The sequence below is a fragment of the Variovorax sp. OK605 genome, from assembly GCF_900115445.1.
In the GTDB taxonomy this organism is placed as follows: domain Bacteria; phylum Pseudomonadota; class Gammaproteobacteria; order Burkholderiales; family Burkholderiaceae_C; genus Variovorax.
The window spans coordinates 119,340-139,706 of the sequence record NZ_FOWL01000001.1 but is presented as its reverse complement, the minus strand read 5'-3'; the positions used below and the strand labels follow the sequence as shown (position 1 = coordinate 139,706).

The following is a 20,367-nucleotide window of genomic DNA, read 5'->3' as shown; positions in this document are numbered from 1 at the left end:
GGATCCGGATGCGACGTTTGCCGACATTGATTTCCCCTGAACGGCTCGCGGGCCGCCGCGCCCTGCTGGGCGCGGCCGGGCTCGCGCTGGCGCTGCCCAGGCTGGTGAGCGCGGCGCCTGCCGCCGCGCCGGCGGCCGGTGCGTCCAGCGCAGCGGCGGGCGCCAAGGCGCCAACGCCTGCGGCTGCCGCATCCACGCCCGCCGCGGCCGCTGCATCTGCTGCGCCTGCAGCACCCGCGGCGGCTTCACCGGCCCCGGCCTGCCACCCCGCCACCGACTGGGCGGCCTTCGCCGCGCGCCACATCCAGCCCGACGGCCGGGTGATCGACTTCAACACCGCGCAGCAGCAATCGACCTCCGAAGGCCAGTCCTACGGCCTGTTCTTCGCGCTGGTGCACAACGACCGCGCCACCTTCGCGCGCGTGCTGGCCTGGACCGAGTCCAACCTCGCGGGCGGCAGCCTGGCCAAGCAGCTGCCGGCCTGGCAATGGGGCCGCAAGCCCGAAGGCGGCTGGGGCGTGCTCGACCCCAATGCCGCGTCGGACGCCGACCTGTGGATCGCCTACGCGCTGATGGAAGGCGGCCGGCTCTGGAACGACGCCAACTACCGCGCGCTCGGCCGCAGCGTGCTGGCGCTGGCCGCGCGCGAGGAAGTGGTCTCGCTGCCCGGCCTGGGCCGCATGCTGCTGCCCTGGCCCAAGTCGGTGGCCAGCGGGTCGCTGTGGCGCCTCAACCCGAGCTACGTGCCGCTGCAGCTGCTGCGCTACTTCCAGCAGGCCGACCCGTCGGGACCGTGGCACGAGGTGGCCGACAACACGCTGCGCATGTTCGGCGCCGTCACGCCCAAGGGCTTCGCGCCCGACTGGTGCGCCTGGTCGCCGGATGCGCGCGCGTTCGTGGCCGACCCGCAGAAGGGTGTCACCGGCAGCTATGACGCCATTCGCACGTACCTCTGGGCGGGCATGCTGTCCGACAAAGAGCCGGCGCGCAAGATGCTGCTGCTGAACCTGCGCGGACCGCGCGTGCTGCTGGCCGACAACCACCCGGTGCCCGAGTACGTCGACACCACCACCGGTGCCGTGCGCGGCATGGCGCCGCTGGGCTTCTCGGGCGCGATGCTGCCCTACCTCAAGGCGGTGGACGCCACCGACGCGCTGGCCGCCCAGGTCGCCCGCGTGCCCGGCGGCCGTGCTACACCTCCGGCTCCCAACGCAACGACGCCCCCGGTGGCGCCCTTGCCCTATTACGAACAATGCTTGTTGCTTTTCGGCCAGGCATGGCTCGACGGCCGGTACGAATTCGGCCGCAATGGCCAGCTGCAAACCTCATGGAGAACGCTATGCCGTCCCAATCGACCGGCTTGAAGCCGCAGCGTCCCTCTTCCTCGGCCGGCCCGGCCTCTCGTGGTTCGCGCGTTTCACGCGCTTTCTCGCTGTCGCCGCAATCGCAGCAATGGATGGCCTGCCTCGGCATGCTCGCGGCGCTGTGCACCGCCAACCCGGCGCATGCACAGGCCGACGCCAGCGCCGCGCTGATCGAGCAAGGCAACTACTGGCAGGCCCAGGGCCGCGCCGACCTGGCGGAAGAAAGCTGGAAGAAGCTGCTGAGCGTGCAGCCGCAGTCGGCCGACGCGATGTACGGCATGGCGCAGGTCGAGCTCTCGCGCAGCAACGCCGAGGCCGCCCGCAGCTGGATCGCGCGGCTGCGCACCGCGAGCCCGAACGACCCCCGCCTGGCGCGCCTGCAGCAGCAGTCGCAGCAGCCCGCCGGCCAGCAGAGCACGCTGCAGCGCGCCCGCGCCGCCGCGCGCGCCGGCCGTGCCGCCGAGGCCGTGGAGCTGTACCGCAGCCAGTTCGACAATCGTCCGCCGCCGGAAGCGCTGGCGCTGGAGTATTACCAGGTGCTGGCCAGCACGCCGCAAGGCGCCGACGAAGGCCGCAAGGGCCTCGAGCAGCTGGTGAAGGACAACCCGCAGAACGCCAACTACCGGCTCGCCCTGGCGCAGCAGAAGACCTACAGCGAACCCACGCGCCGCGCGGGCATCCGCGAGCTGGTCGAGCTGACCAAGCAGCCCGCCGTGGCCGGCGCCGCGCGCGCCGCCTGGCGCCAGGCGCTGATCTGGCTCGACGCGCGCCAGCCCGACGTGCCGCTCTACCAGGACTACCTGAGCACCAACCAGAACGACGCGGCCGTGGCCGCGCGGCTGGAATCGCTCACCACCGCCAAGGCGGCCGCGGCGAAAACGCCCGACGTGCCCGTGGGCGAAGGCTTCAAGGCACTGGACCGCGGTGACGCGGGCACCGCCGAGCAGCGCTTCCAGCAGGCGCTGCGCGCCAAGTCCGACGACACCGAGGCGCTCGGCGGCCTGGGCCTGGTGCGCATGCGCCAGGAGCGCTTTGCCGAGGCGCAGGAGCTGCTGGAACGCGCGGTGCGCGGCGGTGGCAGCAAGTGGAATTCGGCGCTGCAAAGCGCCAACTACTGGGTGCTGGTGGGCCAGGCGCGTGCCGCGCAAGCCAAGAACGACACGCGCGGTGCGCAGTCGCTCTACGAGCGCGCCGTGCGCATCGACCCGCGCGAGGCCGTGGGCCAGAACGCGCTGGCCGACCTGCGCGCCGCCGCCGGCGACTTCGCGCAGGCCGAGCAAGGCTACAAGCGCGTGCTCGAAAGCAAGCCGCAGAACACACAGGCGCTGCGCGGCCTGATCTCGGTGTACGGCCAGACCGGCCGCCCCGACGAGGCATTGGCCCTGTCGCGCCGCCTCACGCCCGAGCAGGCCACGCAACTGGGCGGCCTGCGCGACATCCAGGTCGAGCAGGCGCGCAACCGCGCCCGCCAGCAGGCCGACGCCGGCGACGCCCCCGGCGCGCAGCGCACGCTCGAAGACGCGATGCTCGCGGCGCCCGACAGCCCGTGGGTGCGGCTGGACCTGGCCAACATCTACCGCAAACAAGGCATGGTGGCCGAGGCGCGCGGCGTGATGGAAGGGCTGCTGATGTCGCAGCCCGACATGCCCGACGCGCTGTACGCCAGCGCCCTGCTCGCCTCCGAGACCGGCGACGCGGCCACGGGCATCCAGTACCTCGAACGCATTCCGGCCGGCTCGCGCACGCGCGACATGGCCGCGCTGCAACGCCGCCTGTGGGCGCAGTCGCAGGCCGCACGCGCGCTGGCGCTGGCCCGCCAGGGCCAGGTCGACGCGGCCCGCGGCGTGCTGGCGCAGGCCGAATCGGCGCTGAGCGCGGACATGCCGGCCGAACTGTGGGGCCAGCTCGCGGGCGCCTACGCCGAGATCGGCGACGCGCCGCGCGCGCTTGCCATGAGCCGCCAGCTGCTGGCGCGCACGCCCACCCCGACCATCGGCAGCCGGCTGCTGTACGCGTCGGTGCTGCTGAAGACCAAGCAGGACATCGAGCTGTCGGCCGTGCTGCGCCAACTGGCCACGGTCAACCTGACGGCCAGCCAGCGCAACGATTTCGACAACCTGCGCGTGGCCTTCGCGCTGCGCCAGACCGACGCCCTGCGCGAAGCCGGCAACCTCGAAGCCGCCTACAACGCGATGGCACCGGTGCTCGCCGAGCGCCCGAACGACCCGCAGACCATGGCCGCGCTGGCGCGCCTGTACTCCGCGGCGCGCGACGAAGGCCAGGCGCTCGCGCTGTACCAGCGCATCCTGCAGCGCAACCCGACCGACCTCGACACCCTGCTCGCCGCCGCCGCCAGCGCCAGCGCGCAGCGCGAACACAGCGAGGCCGAGAACTACGTGATGGCCGCGCTCAAGCAGGCGCCCGACCAGTCGCGCGTGCTGGCCGCGGCCGGCCGTGTCTATCGCAACGCAGGCGAGAGCCGCAAGGCCGAGCAGTACCTGCGCGCGGCGGTGGAAGCCGACCGCCAGGTGGCCTCGGGTGGCGGTTTCGCGCCCGGCGGCATGCCCTCGCAGATGCCCGCGGCGAACCCCTTCGCCGGCATGACGGGTGGCGCACCGGGCGCGGCCGTGCCGGCGGGCTACCCCGCAGCCAACGGCAACCCGTTCGCGCAGGCGCGCATGCAGCCGGTGTCCTACCCGGCGCCTGCCGGTGCCGCCAACCCGGTCTATGCGCAGCAGGCCTACCCTGGCGCGGGCTACCCGAACCAGGCACAGGGCTATCCGGCCAATCAGGCTTATCCGGTGGCAGGCGCGCCGACCGCGTACCCGCCAGGCGCCATGCCCTGGGGCGCCAGCGCCCCGGCATCGACCGCCAAGGGCCGCGCGGCGACGGCCAAGTCGTCGAGCCGCACCGCGCGCAACAACGCGAACAGCAACAACGTGCCGCAGGCCTCGGCCTATGTCGCGCCGTCGATGCAGGGCATGCCGCAGTACCCGGCGCCGGGCTCGCAGCAGGTCGCGCCGGTCTACATCCCGCAGGCACAGGCCGGCGGCTACCCGCCCGCGGCCTATCCGCAAGCCAACGCCGCCTATGCGCAGGCCAACACACAGCGCCAGGAGCCGAGCTGGAACGCACCGCTGCGCGCCGCGCCGGCGAACTCGGTGCTGTCGGAGCTGCAGGACCTGGAATCGCAACGCGCGATCAGCCTCACCGCGGGCACCGTCTACCGCAACCGCGCCGGCGAGGCCGGCCTGAGCCGGCTGTCGGACTTCCAGCTGCCGGTGCAGGCGCGCTTCCCGGTCGGCGAAGGCAAGATCGTCGTGGGCGTGACGCCCACGGTGCTCGACGCCGGCACGCCCGCCAGCGACTACCCGACCGGCAGCCGCTTCGGCGGCGGACCTGCAGCGGCAATGAACGCGCTGCGCAACGGCACGGAGACCAACCAGCAGAACGCCTCAGGCGTCGGCCTGAACGTGGGCTACGAAGGCAAGAACTTCGACGCCGGCATCGGCACCACGCCGCTGGGTTTTCCGACCACCAACGTGGTCGGCAACGTGACCTTCAAGGGCAGCTTCGGCGACTCCTGGAGCTACAAGGCCGACCTCTCGCGCCGTGCAGTGACCGACAGCGTGCTGTCGTTCGCCGGCGCGAAGGACGAGCGCACCAACGAGCGCTGGGGCGGCGTGGTCGCCACCGGCGTGCGTGGCGACCTCGGCTACGACGACGGCACCTACGGCGTGTACGGCTACCTTGCCGCGCATGGCATCACGGGCAGGAACGTGGCCAGCAACTCGCGCGTGGAAACCGGCGGTGGCGCCTACCTGCACCTGCTGAACAGCGCGAACTCCAAGCTCACGCTGGGCATGAACATCGGGCTGATGGGCTACGAGAAGAACCTGAGCTACTACACCTACGGGCAAGGCGGCTACTTCAGCCCGCAGAGCTTCGTGAGCGTGGCGTTCCCGGTGGACTGGACCGGCCGCGCGGACCGGCTCTCGTGGCGTGTGAACGCGTCGCTGGGCGTGCAGTCGTTCACCCAGAAGAGCTCGCCCTACTTCCCGACCGACCCGACGCGCAACGGCGCGGCGTCGAGCGCGGCCGCCGAGGCACTGGCGCTGGGCCTGAGCAGCGCGGTCTACAACAACATGTACGCCAGCAACTCCAAGACCGGCCTGGCCTACAACCTGGCCGGGGTGCTCGAATACCAGCTCGCGCCCAAGATGTTCCTGGGTGGCGCGCTCGGCTTCAACAATGCGCAGAACTACCGCCAGTTCACTGGCAGCGTGTACCTGCGGTATGTGTTCGGCGGTTCGAGCACCATCGGCGCGCCGGGCTTTGGCAGCGGGAGCGGCACCACGCTGAACCCGATGACTTCGCCCTATACGCCGTTGCTCTGACGCCGCCGGGCCGGGAAACCCCGGCCCGCGGCGCGAATCTCGGCCAGGGGATCCGCGCTCAGGGCGCTCAGGGCGCTCAGGGCGCTCAGGGCGCTCAGGCGGCGTCGGAACGCGCCACCGGCACGTTGGGCCACTCGTCGCGGCCCCACAGCGGCGCGCTTTCGTACTGCGCCACCCATTGCACGATGTCCTTGGCGGCCATCGGCATCGCGATGCCGTAGCCCTGGGCCAGCGTGCACCCCATGTTCAGCAGCGCCTCGCCCTGCTTGACCGTCTCCACGCCCTCGGCCACCGCGGTGAGGCCCAGCGCATGCAGCAGCGCCAGGATGCCCTGCACGATGGCGCGGTCCTGCCCGTTGTCGAGCATGCCGCGCACGAACGACTGGTCGATCTTCACGGCCGACACCGGCAGCTGGCGCAGGTACGTCAGCGACGAATAGCCGGTGCCGAAGTCGTCGATGGTCACGCCCACGCCCAGCGTCTTGCAGGCCTCGACGAACAGCGCGACGTTCGCGAACTGGCTGATGGCCGTGGTCTCGAGGATCTCGAGCTCGAGCATGCCGGCGCCCAGCTTCGGAAACTGCGACAGGTGGCGCGCCAGCCGGTCGACGAAGTCCCAGCGCATCATGTGGCGCGGCGCCACGTTCACGCTCACCGAGATCTGCAGGCCCGCCAGGCGCCACTGGTGCGCCTGCCAGAGGGCCGTGGCAATGGCCCAGTCGCCCACCTGCTCGACCAGCGCGTCGTCCTCGATGAGCGGCACGAACTGGATCGGCGGCAGCAGCCCGCGCTCGGGGTGCTGCCAGCGGATGAGCGCCTCGACACCCACCACCACGCCGCGCTGCATGTCGACCTTGGGCTGGTAGACCAGGAAGAACTCGCCCTGCAGCAGGCCTTCCTGGATGCGCTGGCGCTCGCGGATCACCTGCTCGTCGGCGCGCGCCTGCGGCGCGTCGAAGTAATGGACCTTGCCGTCGGCCGCGCGCTTGGCGAAGAAGGCCGCGTGCTGCGCCTGGCGCAGCGCGGTCTCGGGCGGCGGGCCGTTGCTGTCGAGCATCATGGCGCCGATGCTGGCGTCCAGGCTGCCGGGCTCGTCGCGCCAGGTCCAGGGCTCGGCCAATGCGCTCTGGATGCGTTCGAGCACCTGCGCGCATTGCGAGGTGCCGAGGCCGGCGAACACGGCCGCGAACTCGTCGCCGCCCACGCGGGCCATGACGCTCTCGCGCGGCAGCTGAGACTTGACGCGCCGGGCCACCTCTTCGAGCGCGGCATTGCCCGCGACCATGCCCAGGCGATCGTTCAGCTCGGCGAAGCGGTCGATGTCGATGTAGCAGACGGCGGCCAGGCGCTTGCCCGCGCGGGCCCAATCCGCCATGAGCGGGCGCAGCACCTCGTCCGGCGGAAGCCGTGCCGAGCCGTCGTAGTAGGACGGCAATGAGACTGGGGTTTGCTTGTTCGACAAGGGACTTTGTTTCCGGAAACTCGCGGACTATTGTTCTCCCAATTCGGCGCGTTCTGCGGTTTGGGGCCTTGAATTGTTACAGGCGCGGTGTGCGAACAACACTAGTGCATGCACGCAGGCGCTTACCAGCTCCCGCGATGGCCTTTCGGCCGGCCGAACGCCCTCCGGCTAGCCACAGTACGCACCGACGACGCGCCCCGAGGGCTCGACCTGCACGTTCAACCGCATCATGTCCTGCGCCGGGTCGGCCACGTCGGTGGCCAGCACGGTGCGCGCGGCGCGGGCACCGGCGCGCTGGCGCATTTCTTCCAGCAGCTGCTGGTTGGCCCGCAAACCCAGCCCGAAGCGCGCGGCGGCGGCCTGGCAGGTCTCGGGCGGCGCGGCGAAGCTCGGCGGCTCGGGCACCTCGGAGGTGAGCGGACGGTCCTTCGGCGGCGACTGGCAGCCCGCCAGCAGGGAAAGCAGGGCCAGGGTGGCGAGGGGCAAGCGCCATCGTTGCCGGCCGTTCGTCATGTGCATGGGTTCTTGCTCCTTGAAACTGGGCGCAAGCTTAGTCAACTTCGCGCGTGCCGCGGGCCGCAGGTTAAGGCAGCGGCCGTCGGCGCATCAACTAATTCACGTTGCGTGCGGCGTCGGCCCATGTTCGAGGCGTATGCTGAAAGCGACGCGCGCAGCCCCGGCCCACCGGCCGCACATTCCATGACCCCGCAGCAGCCTGCCTCCACCGTTTTCCTGATCGACGTCGACAACACCCTGCTCGACAACGACCGGGTCATCGCCGACCTTCGCACCCACCTCGAGGACGCCTTCGGCGCCGACAGCGCCAACCGCTACTGGAGCGCCTTCGAGCAGTTGCGCAGCGAGCTCGGCTACGTCGACTACCTCGGCGCCCTGCAGCGCTACCGCGCCGAGCAAAGCCGCAGCGGCATGAGCGACTCGCGCCTGCTGCTGATGTCGAGCTTTCTCATCGACTACCCCTTTGCCGACCGGCTCTACCCCGGTGCGCTGGAGGCGCTGAAGCACCTGCGCCGCCACGGCCCGACGGTGATCCTGTCCGACGGCGACGTGGTGTTCCAGCCGCGCAAGGTGCAGCGCTCGGGCCTGTGGGACGCCACCGAGGGCCGCGTGCTGATCTACGTGCACAAGGAGCAGATGCTCGACGCCGTCGAGGCGTGCCACCCGGCCAGGCACTACGTGATGATCGACGACAAGCTGCGCATACTTTCGGCCATGAAGGCCATCTGGGGGCCGCGTCTGACGACGGTCTTCGTGCGGCAAGGGCACTATGCGCTGGACACGCAGGCCATTGCCGCCTACGCCCCCGCCGACATCACCATCGAACGCATCGGCGACCTGATCAACTTCGACTTTCCATCGACATGAGCCAAGCCACCTCCTCCCTCGCGGCCAAGCCCGGCCAACCCGCGCCGATCGACCTGCTGGTCAACGTGCCGCGCCTGATCTCGGCCTACTACACCGGCCGGCCCGATCCGTCGGTGCCGAGCCAGCGCGTGGCCTTCGGCACCTCGGGGCACCGCGGCTCGTCGTTCGACAACGCGTTCAACGAATGGCACGTGCTGGCCATCAGCCAGGCCATCTGCGATTACCGCAAGCAGAACGGCATCGACGGCCCGCTGTTCCTGGGCATCGACACGCATGCGCTGTCGACGCCGGCCTTCAACAGCGCGGTGGAGGTGCTCGCGGCCAACGGCGTGGAGCTGATGCTCTCGAAGGACGACGAGTACACGCCCACGCCGGCCGTGTCGCACGCGATCCTGGTCTACAACCGCGGCCGGACGAGCGCCACCGGAGGGTTGGCCGACGGCATCGTCATCACGCCCTCGCACAACCCGCCCGAAAGCGGCGGCTTCAAGTACAACCCGCCCAACGGCGGCCCCGCCGGCACCGACATCACCTCGGCGGTGGAGGCCGCGGCCAACAGGATGCTGGCCAACAACCTCGAGGGCGTGAAGCGCATGCCGCTCGCGCAGGCTTTGCGCGCCTCGACCACGCACCGGCACGACTACCTGAACACCTACGTCGAAGACCTGGCCCAGGTGCTCGACATGGACGCCATTCGCGGCGTGAACATCGACCTGGGCGTCGACCCGCTGGGCGGCGCGGGCGTGAACTACTGGCCGGCGATTGCCGAGCGCTACAAGCTCTCGCGCCTGACCGTGCTGAGCCGCGAGGTCGACCCGACCTTCCGCTTCATGTCGCTCGACTGGGACGGCCGCATCCGCATGGACCCCTCGTCGCCCGACGCGATGCACAAGCTGATCGAGTTGAAGGACCGCTTCGGCATTGCCTTTGCCTGCGACACCGACCACGACCGCCACGGCATCGTGGCGGGCAGCACGGGGCTGATGCAGCCCAACAGCTACCTCGCGGTGATGATCGACTACCTCTACACGCACCGCCCGCAGTGGCCCGCGCAGGCGGCCGTCGGCAAGACGGTGGTGAGCAGCCAGATGATCGACCGCGTCGCCGCGCGGCTCGGGCGCAAGCTGTACGAGGTGCCGGTGGGCTTCAAGTGGTTCGTCGACGGGCTGGTCGACGCCTCGCTGGCCTTCGGCGGCGAAGAGAGCGCCGGTGCGACCTTCCTGCGCAAGGACGGCTCGGTGTGGACCACCGACAAGGACGGCATGGTGCCCGCTCTGCTCTCGGCCGAGATCGCCGCGCGCACCGGGCGCGACCCGGGCGAGCGCTACGCCGAGCTCACGCAGACGCTGGGCCAGCCGGTGTCCGACCGGGTGGACGCGGCGGCCACGGTCGAGCAGAAGAAGCGGCTGTCGAGCCTGTCGCCGGCGCAGATCCGCTCGACCGAGCTGGCGGGCGACAAGATCGTCAACGTGCTGAGCCACGCGCCGGGCAACGGCGCGGCCATCGGCGGCGTGAAGGTCGCCACCGAGAACGGCTGGTTCGCGGCGCGGCCTTCAGGCACGGAGAACATCTACAAGATCTACGGCGAGAGCTTCAAGGGCAAAGACCACCTGGCGCGCATCCTCGAGGAGGCGCAGCAGGTGGTGGATGGGGCGCTCTCCGGCAGCTGAACGCGCCATGCAAACGCTGGTGCTGCGGCTGAACCCCGGCGACGACCTGCGCGCGGCGCTCGACCTCGCGTTGACGCAAGGCGGCGCCGAGGCGGCGTTCGTGGTGTCGGGCATCGGCAGCCTGCGTGGGGCGAGCGTGCGGTTCGCGGGCGCCGAGTTGCCGGCGCGCATCGAGGGCGATCTGGAGATCCTCACGCTGGCGGGCAGCCTGTCGCCGGACGGCTCGCACATTCACATCAGCGTGTCGGACGCGCAAGGCAAGGTCTTCGGCGGGCATGCGGCGCCCGGCTGCGTGGTTCGCACCACGGCCGAGATCCTGGTTGCGGTGCTGCCCGGCTGGCGGTTCGCGCGCACGCACGACCCGCTCACCGGCTACGCCGAACTCGCGCCGCGCCAGGTTCGCTGAGTGCCCCAGAAGTCCTGACGCCATGACTCCCTGACGCTCAGGCTTCCAGCGACTCCACGCGCAGCGTGACCACCGCACCCGCCACCTCGGCGCGCGCCTGCAGCGCATGCACGGCCAGGTCGAGCGTGCCCTGCTCCACCGGACCGGTCAGCACCAGCACCTGCGCGCCCGCACCGGCTTTCTCGTCCGCCAGCGCGACCTGCCGCACGGGCACGCGCTGCTCCACAAGGCAGGCCGTCACCGCCTGGATGTGGCTGACGGCGGTGACCGGCACGCGCAGGTAGTGCGAGGTGTGCACGGCGGCGCGCGGCAGCACCGCCAGCGCATTGGTCGCATGCGCATGCACGCCGAGGTGCGGCACGTGGCGTGCGGCATCGACGCCGTCGAGGCGTGCCACGTCCACCAGGTCGGCGATCACGGCGGAGGCCGTCTGCTCGGAGCCGGCGCCCGCGCCGTAGTACATCGTGAGGCCGGCCGCGTCGCTCTTGACCATGACGGCGTTCATCGAGCCCTTCACATGGGCCATGAGGTGGTCGGCCGGCACCAGCACGGGCTGCACGCGCAGCTCGACGCCGGCCGCCTGCCGGCGCGCCACGCCCAGCAGCTTGATGCGAAAGCCCAGCTGCTCGGCGCAAGCCACGTCCACACCCTGCAAGGCGGTGATGCCTTCGATCTGCGCATCGGCAAAACGCAGCGGCATGCCGAAGGCATTGGCGGCGAGCAGGGTCAGCTTGTGGGCGGCGTCGATGCCTTCGATGTCGAAGGTGGGGTCGGCCTCGGCATAGCCGAGCGCCTGTGCCTGGGCCAGCGCGGCGGCGAAGTCGAGGCCTTCGTCGCGCATCTTGCTGAGAATGAAATTGGTGGTGCCGTTGATGATGCCGGCCACCCATTCGATGCGGTTGGCCGCCAGGCCTTCGCGCAGCGCCTTGATGATCGGGATGCTCACGGCCACCGCGCCTTCGTAGGCCACGGCCACGCCCTGCTCGCGCGCGGCGGCGAAGATCTCGGTGCCGTGCACGGCCAGCAGCGCCTTGTTGGCCGTGACCACGTGCTTGCCGTGCGCGATGGCGGCCAGCACCCAGTCGCGCGCCGCCCCGGTGCCGCCGGCCACTTCCACCACCACGTCGACGTCGGGATGCGTGGCCACCTGCATGGCGTCGGCCGTGAGCGCGACGCTGTCCCCCACGACGCCGGCCGCGCGCGCCAGGTTGCGCGCCGCCACTATCACCAGTTCTATCGGGCGGCCGGCGCGGGCCGCGATGTCGGCCTGGTTCCGCGCCAGCACCGTGAAGGTGCCCGAGCCGACGGTGCCGATGCCGATCATCCCCACGCGCAAGGTGCGGTTCACCGCGGGGCGGCTGTGCAAGGGCTCGAGGGATTCAACGGGATCGCGGTACATGGACATCTCCTGACGAAAAAAGAAAACCCAGCTGCCAGAGCTGGGTTCATTCGTTCGGGGAGAGAGCGATACACCAGGTGGCTGCCGAAACGGCCACCTGCGCGTGCTAGGTGGCCGCGGTGGTAATGGTGGTAATCATTCGAGCAACAACCATCGCCTGCACGGAAGCAGGCGGCATCATGCGGCCCATCAGGGCTGCGTTGGATGCGGGGTGGAAGTGGCTGGACATGAAGGGGCGGAGTGTACAGGAGCTCGGCCGCATGGGGCTCAGGGCGCGGCGGACAGCCGTTTTTCGAGCCACACGCTGTAGCGCGACAACCCGAAGCACAGCACCCAGTACACCGCCGCGATGAACAGGTAGCCCTCGAGGTAGAACGGCCGCCACGTCGGGTCGCCGCCCAGCGCCAGGCCCAGCGCGCCCGTCAGCTCGAACAGGCCGACCACGGTGACCAGCGAGGTGTCCTTCAGCGTGCCGACCACACTGTTGGTCAGCGCGGGCACGACCAGGCGCAGCGCCTGCGGCAGCACGATGTCGCGCTGCACCGGCCAGCGGCCGAAGCCCAGCGCCATCGCCACCTCGGTCTGCCCGCGTGGCACGGCCTGCAGGCCGCCGCGGATGATCTCGGCCAGGTACGCGGCCACGAACAGCGTGAGCCCGGCCAGCACGCGCACCAGCACGTCGGGCTGCCAGCCCGCGGGCCACAACAGCGGCAGCAGGAACGAGGCCATGAACAGCACCGAGATCAGCGGCACGCCGCGCACCAGTTCGATGTAGCTCGCGCTCAGCGTGCGCACCATCGGCCAACCCGAGCGCCGCCCCAGCGCCAGCAGCAGCGCGAGCGGAAAGGCCAATGCCAGCCCGACCACCGCCAGCCCGATGGTCAGCGGCAGGCCGCCCCATCGGCTGGTAGGCACATGCGCCAGGCCGAGCACGCCGCCGCGCATCAGCAGCACGAACAGCAGCAGCGCCGCAGCCCACAACGGCACCAGCCACCAGCGCCAACTGCGCGGCCAGGCGCTGAGCACCGTCACGACGGACAACACGACCACGGCGATGGCCGGGCGCCATTGCTCCTCGTACGGAAAACGCCCGAACAGCATCGGCCGCCACTTCTCGGCCACCACGCCCCAGCAGGCGCCGTGCTGCACCGCGCGGCAGGCTTCGGCGTCGGGCCGGAACACCGCATGCACGATGCCCCACTCGACGGCGTGGAAGCCGCCCCATGCAAGGACAGCCAGCAGCAGCACCGTGGCCAGCGAGCGCAGCGGTGAACCCCAGAGCTCGCTGCGCCACGCGATCGGGCCCTGTGCGATGCGCCTCATTGCCAGCCTCGCAGCGCGACACGCGCGTTGTAGCGGTTCATGCCGAAGGAGATCAGCAGCGACAGCAGCAGGTAGACCGCCATGATGATCGCGATGCACTCGAAGGCGCGGCCGTTCGAGCCGATGGTGGTGTTGGCCACCGACACCAGTTCCGGATAGCCCACGGCCACCGCCAGCGACGAGTTCTTGGTGAGGCTCAGCAACTGGTTGGTGAGCGAAGGCACGATCACCCGCAGCGCCTGCGGCAGGATCACGATGCGCAACTGCTGCACCGACGACAGCCCCAGCGCCTGCCCCGCCAGCACCTGCCCCTGCGACACCGACAGGATGCCCGCGCGCACGATTTCCGCCACGAACGCGGCCGAATAGAAGCTCAGCCCCGCGACGATGGTCACGTACTCGGGGCTCAGCGCGGCGCCGCCGGTCACGCCGAAATCACCGCGCTCGGGCCATTCGAAATGCGTGGGCCACCAGCCGCCCTCGCCCGCCACGGGCCACGGCACGCTCAGTCCACCCTTGCTCAGCCATACGCCCGGCAACAGTCGCACGGGCTCGGTCGGGTCGGGCAGCAAGTTGGCCATGGCGAAGGCCAGCATCAGCAACTGCACCAGCAGCGGCACGTTGCGCAGCAGTTCCACGTACGCGGTGCAGATGCCACGCAGCAGCACGTGGGGCGCGAGCCGGCCGATGCCGATCAGCGTGCCGAGCACCACCGAGAAGATGGCGGCCGGCACCGCCGCGCGCACCGTGTTGATCAGCCCTGCAAGAAACGCACGCCAGGAAGGCTGGCTCGCGTCGAAGTCGAGCCAGCCTTCGCTGATCGAAAAGCCCGCGGGTTCGGTGAGAAAGTCGAAGCCCGAGCGAACCCCGCGCGCGCGCAGCACCTCGAGCGCATGGTGGACCACCCAGATTGCGCCGGCCACCACGGCCAGCACCAGCGCCGCCTGGACGGCCCACGCCAGCCAGACCCCGCGGCGCGAGGCCCCGCCGTTCATCGAACCGGGGGTGCGTAGATCAGGCCGCCCTTGCTCCAGAGGTTGTTCGAGCCGCGCGGCAGCTTCAGCACCGACTTCGGCCCGACGTTGCGCTCGAACATCTCGCCGTAGTTGCCCACGGCCTTGATCGCGCGGAACGACCAGTCCTTGTCCAGGCCCAGCAGCTTGCCGAGGTCTTCACCAGTGCCGACCAGGCGCTGTTGCGCCGGGTCCTTGCTGTTGGCCTTGAGCTCGTCGGCATTGGCCTGCGTGACGCCGAATTCCTCGGCCTCGATGAGCGCGTTGGGCACCCACTTGGCAATGGCGAACCACTCGTCGTCGCCGCGGCGCACCAGCGGCGCGAGCGGCTCCTTGGAGATCAGCTCGGGCAGGATCAGGTAGTCGTCGGGGTTCGGCGCTTCCTTGTTGCGCAGGCCGGCCAGCGCCGAGGCGTCGGTCGTGAAGGCCTGGCAGCGGCCCGAGAAGAAGGCCTTGAACGAGGCCTCGAAGCTCTCGAACACCACGGTCTTCACCGGGATACCCTGCGCGCGGAAGTAGTCCGACACGTTCTTCTCGTTGGTGGTGCCTGACTGCGTGCAGATGGTCGCGTTCTTCAGCTGCTTGGCACTCGTCACCTTGAGCTTCTTCGGCACCAGGAAGCCCTGGCCGTCGTAGTAGGTGATGGTGGTGAAGTTGAAGCCCAGCGAAGCATCGCGGGTGAGCGTCCAGGTGGTGTTGCGCGCCAGGATGTCGATCTCGCCGGCCTGCAGGGCCGAGAAGCGCTGCTGCGAGTTGAGCGGCACGAAGTCGACCTTCTTGCCGTCGCCCAGCACCGCCGCGGCAATGGCGCGGCAGGTGTCGACGTCCAGGCCCGACCAGTTGCCCTGCGTGTCCGGTGCGGAGAAGCCCGCCACGCCGTTGGTCACGCCGCATTTCACGGTGCCGCGCTGCTTGACCGCGTCGAGCGTCTTGCCGGCGAAGGCCGGGGCGGCGGCGGCAAGCGCGACGACGGAAGCGGCTGCGAGCAAGGCCGGGCGGAATCGTTTGTTCATGGGTGTTCTCCTCAACAGTAAGCAAAAGGCAGTGTACGGGCCGACGCCGGACTCCGCCAAAGAACTCCGGGTTGGATGCATATGCATCGCAGGAAGTGACTGGAAGCACCGCAGTTTCACTACCATACGGCCCTCTCAACACTTCCACTGGAATCTACACAAATGGTCAAATCCGACGACACCGGCAAGTTCATCCTGCGCGTTTCGCTTGGCGTCCTGATCCTGCTGCACGGCATTGCCAAGCTGCAAGGCGGCGTCGGCTTCATCTCCGGCATGCTGGCCCAGCACGGGCTGCCGGGCGCGCTGGCCTACCTGGTCTACATCGGTGAAGTGGTGGCGCCCGTGCTGCTGATCATCGGGCTGTACACCCGGCCGGCCGCGTGGATCGTGGCCATCAACATGCTGGTGGCTTTTGCGCTGGTCCATGCGAAGGACCTGACCTCGCTCGGCAAGCAAGGCGGCTGGGCGCTGGAACTGCAAGGCATGTTCCTGTTCGCGGCGCTCGCCCTCGCCTTCATGGGCGGCGGCCGCTTCGCGCTCAGCAGCAAGTACAACTGATCCGGCTCAATCGTCGTCGGCGGCGTCGAGGCCCGGAAACAGGACCTCGGTGTAGCCGAAGCGCGAGAAATCGCGCACCCGCATCGGGTACAGCTTGCCCAGCAGGTGATCAACTTCATGCTGCACCACGCGCGCATGAAAGCCGGTGGCGACCCGGTCGATCGGGTCGCCGTACGGGTCGAACCCGGTATAGCGGATGTTGGCGAAGCGCGGCACCACGCCGCGCAGGCCCGGCACCGAGAGACACCCTTCCCAGCCCTCTTCCTCCTCGTCGCCCAGGGGCGTGATGACTGGGTTCAGCAGCACGGTGCGGGGCACCGGCGGCGCGTCGGGGTAGCGGGGGTTGACGATGTCGGTGCCGAAGATCACCAGCTGCTGGTCCACGCCGATCTGCGGCGCCGCGAGGCCGGCGCCGTTGACCGCATGCATGGTCTCGAACATGTCGCGCACCAGCAGGTGCAGTTCGTCGGTGTCGAAGGCGGCCACCGGCTGCGCGATGCGCAGCAGCCGGGGGTCGCCCATCTTGAGAATGTCGCGGATGGCCATGGCGGGATTATCGCGACAGCCTCACGCGCCCGCTTGCCAAGCGATCAGATCAATCAGGGAGGCGTCTGTCCCTTGGAGTCGGGCGAGGTCCACAGGCGCGCATTGCCGCGCGGCTGGGCGGGTTGCGCACCCGGCAGCACGGCCACCGGTGGACGGCCCCCTGGTGCCACGACCGGCGGCCGGCCACCGCCGTTCCAGTTCGGCGGGCGGCCCGCCGGATAGCCCGGACGCACCGCCGGATAACCCGGGCGGCCGTAGTAAGGACGATCGCCGTAGTACGGGCGGCGCTCGCGTTCGTAGTAGCCGCCGCCGTTGATGTACACCGGCGCAGGCGCCACGACCACCGGTGCCGGTTCGCTGTAGTAAGGCCCCGACGAATAGCCCCCGTTGTAGCCGCCCGCGTAGTACGGATCGCCGGGAACACCCACGCAGCCCGTCAGCAGCGCAACGCCGCCGAGTGCAACGCAGGCACCAAGAACTCGAATTTTTTGCATGAGGGACTCTCCTTGTGGCCTTCAGTTATCGTTCAACGCCAGGTTGTAGACCCTGTTGACTGCGCTCCGGTGAAGTCGCGTAACGGCGGGTAAAGAGAAGACCCCGGCGCTGCCTCAGGGTTCCCCGGCGGGCGGGATACCGTGGGCGAGGATCTCCAGCATACGCGCCTCGTCGATCACCTCGACGCCGTTCTCGCGGGCCTTGTCGAGCTTGCTCCCGGCCTCTTCCCCGGCCACGAGGTAATGGGTCTTCTTGCTGACGGAGCCGGACACCTTCGCGCCGGCTGCCTCCAATTTATCCTTCGCCTCGTCGCGGCCCAGCGTAGGAAGGGTACCGGTGATCACGAAGGTCAGGCCCGCCAGCGGCTTCGGCGCGCGCACGGCGGGCTCGCCCTCTTCCCACGTCAGTCCGCAGGCGCGCAACTGCTCGACCACCTCGCGGTTGTGCGGTTGGTCGAAGAAGGTGCGCAGGCTTTGCGCAACCACCGGACCGACATCGTTCACCTCGAGCAACTGCTCTTCGCTCGCGTCCATGATCGCGTCGAGCTTGCCGAAATGCCTGGCCAGTTCCTTCGCGGTGCTCTCGCCCACATGGCGAATGCCCAGGCCGAACAGAAAGCGCGGCAGCGTGGTCTTCTTCGAGGCTTCGAGCGCGTCGACCAGGTTCTTGGCCGACTTCTCCGCCATGCGCTCCAGCCCTGCCAGCGTGGTGAAGCCCAGCTTGTAGAGGTCGGGCAAGGTGCGGATCAGGTTGGCGTCGACCAACTGCTCGACCAGCTTGTCGCCCAGCCCTTCGACCTCGACCGCGCGGCGGGCCGCGAAATGCAGGATGGCTTCCTTGCGCTGCGCCGCGCAGAACAGGCCGCCGGTGCAGCGGTAGTCGACCTCGCCCTCTTCGCGCACGGCCTCCGAGTCGCACACGGGGCACTTGTGCGGCATGGTGAACTGCGCGCCGCGCTCGCCCTCGGGCTTGGCGAGGCTTTCGGGCACCACGCCCACCACTTCGGGAATCACGTCGCCGGCACGGCGCACGATCACCGTGTCGCCCACGCGCACATCCTTGCGGCGCGCCTCGTCTTCGTTGTGCAGCGTGGCGTTGGTCACCGTCACGCCGCCGACGAACACCGGCGCCAGCTTGGCCACCGGCGTGAGCTTGCCGGTGCGCCCGACCTGGATCTCGATGCCCAGCACCTCGGTCAGTTGCTCCTGCGCCGGGTACTTGTGGGCCACGGCCCAGCGCGGTTCGCGCGAAACAAAGCCCAGTTGGCGCTGCAGCTCGATGCTGTCGACCTTGTAGACCACGCCGTCGATGTCGTACGGCAAGGCATCGCGCTGGCGGCCGATGTTTTCATGGAACGCTATCAGTTCGATAGCGCCAGTCGCACGTGCGGTCTGCGTGGCGACCGGAAAGCCCCATGCATGGAACTGCTGCAGCCAGTCGAACTGCGTCGGGCAGTCGGGGCCGCCTTCGGCCGCGGGCGTGACCTCGCCCAAGCCATAGGCAAAGAAGCTCAGCGGCCGCGCCGCGGCAATCGCCGGGTCCAGCTGGCGCACCGCGCCGGCCGCGGCATTGCGCGGATTGACGAACACCTTCTCGTTCTTCTGCCCGTCCGCGATCTTCTGGCGCTGGCGCTCGTTCAGCGCATCGAAGTCGGCGCGTTTCATGTAGACCTCGCCGCGCACCTCGACCACGGGCGGCGCCTGGCCGTTCAGGCGCAACGGAATCTCGCGCACCGTGCGGATGTTCTGCGTGACCTCTTCGCCCACCTCGCCGTCGCCGCGCGTGGCGGCCTGCACCAGCACGCCGTGCTCGTAGCGCAGGTTCATGGCCAGGCCGTCGAACTTCAGCTCGCAGACGTACGAGACCTGCGGGCCGTCTTCAGCCAGCCCCAGCTCCTTGCGCACGCGCGCGTCGAAGGCGCTCGCGCCGCCGGGCGTGATGTCGGTCTCGGTGCGAATCGACAGCATCGGCACCTTGTGGCGCACCTTGGTGAAGCCGTCGAGCACCTTGCCGCCCACGCGCTGCGTCGGCGAATCGGGCGTGCGCAGGTCGGGAAACTCGGTCTCGATGGCCTGCAGGCGCTGGAACAGCTTGTCGTATTCGGCGTCCGGCAGTTCGGGCGTGTCGAGCACGTAGTAGAGATGGGCGTGCCGGTGGAGCTGTTCGCTCAGTGCGGCGGCTTCGCGTGCCGCTTCGTCGCGCGTCGTCATGGGGTATCTCCCGAAAATCGGAGTTAGCTGAAGAGGCGCCGTGCCAGCGGCGAGCCCGCCGCCAGGTCGCGCGCGTCGAGCGTGTCGTAGAGCTGCTCGAGGTCGGTGCCGATGACGTCCATGGTCTCCTCGCGCAGCAGCTGGCCGTCGCTGTCGGTGACCACGCCGTCCATTTCGCGCGCCAGCGTGGCGGCGATCTCGCGCATGCGGTCGAAGGGCTGCTCGCCGCGGTCGACCTGCGGCACGTCCAGGCTCAGGCTGAGCTCGCGGATGGCCGACTGGGCCGGGTCGTCGGCCAGCGCGGCCTGCGTGTCGAAGGCCAGCCCAAGGATCGGCGGCAGGCCGGCCTCGCTGGTCGGCAGCACCATGCGCCCCGGAATGATGCCGGCCACGAAGCCCAGCCGCGCGGCGTTCTGCTGCACGTAGCCGGGGCTCCAGGCCGCATGCAGCGCGCGCAGCACGAAGCCCAGTTGCGCGTCATGCGCACTGGCGAACTGGTCGAGCTCGCGGGCACGCGCCACTTCGTCGAGCATCTCGGGGAATTCGGGTGCGCCGTTCACGGCGTCGGCAAAGGCCTGCGCCTTGACCACGAACTCGGAGTATTCGATCTCGTTGAGCGCGCCGGTGCGGTTGGCCAGCTGCACGCCGACCTGGAACGCGCTGTAGCGCTGGCCGGCCACGGGCGGCTCCCACTGGCCGTTGTGTTCGTTCAGGCCTTCGATGGCCACCGGCTTGCTGCCCGCGCGCCGGGTCGGCGGCATGGCGGCGATGGCGGCGTCGCCCGAGGCCAGGCCGTCGAGCGAGATGGGCGCGATCACGTCGATCAGCGGGTCGAGCCCGCCGCGACGGTCGCCCGTGGGCACGGGCACGCCACTGGGTGCCGGCAGGTCGGGGTCGAACAGGGGTTCGTGGCGGTCGGCGCTCGAGACCTGGTTCGGGTCGACGTGCAGCCGCGGCTCCCCGTCGCCGCCCGACGCCGACATGGCGCGCTCGGCTTCGTCCAGCGCGATGTCGACCGCGTCGGGCTGGCGCGGCGCGTTGCGGCGCGACATCAGCGTGTTGAAGGCGACGACGGCCGCGAGAACGAGGCCACCGAGGATGGCCAGGGCAAGGGTGAGATTGCTCATG

Annotated in this window: 16 protein-coding genes; 6 read left to right on the top strand and 10 right to left on the bottom strand. The window is 69.9% G+C overall.

The features are described from left to right. Positions 1–17: 17 nt before the first annotated feature. Entirely contained in the window at positions 18–1,364 is a 1,347-nt protein-coding gene (bcsZ, locus tag BM013_RS00705; RefSeq protein ID WP_256221332.1) for a cellulose synthase complex periplasmic endoglucanase BcsZ, read from the top strand. Next, a complete protein-coding gene (locus BM013_RS00700) occupies positions 1,340–5,761 on the top strand; it encodes a cellulose biosynthesis protein BcsC (RefSeq protein WP_093121569.1) in 4,422 nt (1,473 codons plus the stop codon). The genes bcsZ and BM013_RS00700 overlap by 25 nt, the downstream gene beginning before the upstream one ends. 94 nt (positions 5,762–5,855) lie before the next feature. Here BM013_RS00700 and BM013_RS00695 read toward each other — a convergent pair whose 3' ends face one another. Continuing rightward, complete coding sequence (locus tag BM013_RS00695; RefSeq protein ID WP_256221331.1) at positions 5,856–7,196, bottom strand: putative bifunctional diguanylate cyclase/phosphodiesterase; 1,341 nt, start codon at positions 7,194–7,196, stop codon at positions 5,856–5,858. Between the two features lie 195 nt (positions 7,197–7,391). After that, a complete protein-coding gene (locus BM013_RS00690) occupies positions 7,392–7,742 on the bottom strand; it encodes a hypothetical protein (RefSeq protein WP_093121564.1) in 351 nt (116 codons plus the stop codon). Positions 7,743–7,922: 180 nt separating this feature from the next. Between BM013_RS00690 and BM013_RS00685 the strand changes: the two genes are divergently transcribed. The 3 genes from BM013_RS00685 to BM013_RS00675 are packed head-to-tail and all read left to right on the top strand — an operon-like array spanning position 7,923 to position 10,682. Further along, positions 7,923–8,606, top strand: coding sequence for an HAD family hydrolase (locus tag BM013_RS00685; protein ID WP_093123256.1), 684 nt, complete (start codon positions 7,923–7,925; stop codon positions 8,604–8,606). After that, positions 8,603–10,276, top strand: a complete 1,674-nt coding sequence (gene pgm, locus BM013_RS00680; protein WP_093121561.1) for a phosphoglucomutase (alpha-D-glucose-1,6-bisphosphate-dependent) — start codon at positions 8,603–8,605, stop codon at positions 10,274–10,276. The genes BM013_RS00685 and pgm overlap by 4 nt, the downstream gene beginning before the upstream one ends. Positions 10,277–10,283: 7 nt before the next feature. Further along, positions 10,284–10,682, top strand: coding sequence for a PPC domain-containing DNA-binding protein (locus tag BM013_RS00675; RefSeq protein ID WP_093121558.1), 399 nt, complete (start codon positions 10,284–10,286; stop codon positions 10,680–10,682). A 37-nt stretch (positions 10,683–10,719) separates the two neighbouring features. Here BM013_RS00675 and BM013_RS00670 read toward each other — a convergent pair whose 3' ends face one another. The 4 genes from BM013_RS00670 to BM013_RS00655 form a co-directional block, all read right to left on the bottom strand. Next, entirely contained in the window at positions 10,720–12,081 is a 1,362-nt protein-coding gene (locus BM013_RS00670) for a homoserine dehydrogenase (protein ID WP_093121555.1), read from the bottom strand. Between the two features lie 267 nt (positions 12,082–12,348). Further along, entirely contained in the window at positions 12,349–13,404 is a 1,056-nt protein-coding gene (locus tag BM013_RS00665) for an amino acid ABC transporter permease (protein WP_093121553.1), read from the bottom strand. Next, positions 13,401–14,399: an amino acid ABC transporter permease gene (locus BM013_RS00660; RefSeq protein WP_093121550.1), complete on the bottom strand. Its 999-nt coding sequence runs from the start codon at positions 14,397–14,399 to the stop codon at positions 13,401–13,403. The genes BM013_RS00665 and BM013_RS00660 overlap by 4 nt, the downstream gene beginning before the upstream one ends. Further along, a complete protein-coding gene (locus tag BM013_RS00655; protein WP_093121547.1) occupies positions 14,396–15,430 on the bottom strand; it encodes an amino acid ABC transporter substrate-binding protein in 1,035 nt (344 codons plus the stop codon). The genes BM013_RS00660 and BM013_RS00655 overlap by 4 nt, the downstream gene beginning before the upstream one ends. Positions 15,431–15,592: 162 nt before the next feature. Here BM013_RS00655 and BM013_RS00650 point away from each other — a divergent pair, with 162 nt between their 5' ends. Further along, entirely contained in the window at positions 15,593–15,988 is a 396-nt protein-coding gene (locus BM013_RS00650; protein ID WP_093121544.1) for a DoxX family protein, read from the top strand. A 6-nt stretch (positions 15,989–15,994) separates the two neighbouring features. Here BM013_RS00650 and def read toward each other — a convergent pair whose 3' ends face one another. The 4 genes from def to BM013_RS00630 all read right to left on the bottom strand — a co-directional run bounded on the left by def (position 15,995) and on the right by BM013_RS00630 (position 20,366). Next, positions 15,995–16,534 (bottom strand): peptide deformylase, encoded by a 540-nt coding sequence (def, locus tag BM013_RS00645; protein WP_093121542.1) that lies wholly within the window; start codon positions 16,532–16,534, stop codon positions 15,995–15,997. Between the two features lie 53 nt (positions 16,535–16,587). Continuing rightward, complete coding sequence (locus BM013_RS00640) at positions 16,588–17,028, bottom strand: hypothetical protein (protein WP_093121539.1); 441 nt, start codon at positions 17,026–17,028, stop codon at positions 16,588–16,590. A gap of 114 nt (positions 17,029–17,142) precedes the next feature. Next, positions 17,143–19,239, bottom strand: coding sequence for an NAD-dependent DNA ligase LigA (gene ligA, locus BM013_RS00635; RefSeq protein WP_093121536.1), 2,097 nt, complete (start codon positions 19,237–19,239; stop codon positions 17,143–17,145). Between the two features lie 23 nt (positions 19,240–19,262). Next, positions 19,263–20,366, bottom strand: coding sequence for a cell division protein ZipA C-terminal FtsZ-binding domain-containing protein (locus BM013_RS00630; RefSeq protein ID WP_093121533.1), 1,104 nt, complete (start codon positions 20,364–20,366; stop codon positions 19,263–19,265). Position 20,367 lies beyond the last annotated feature (1 nt).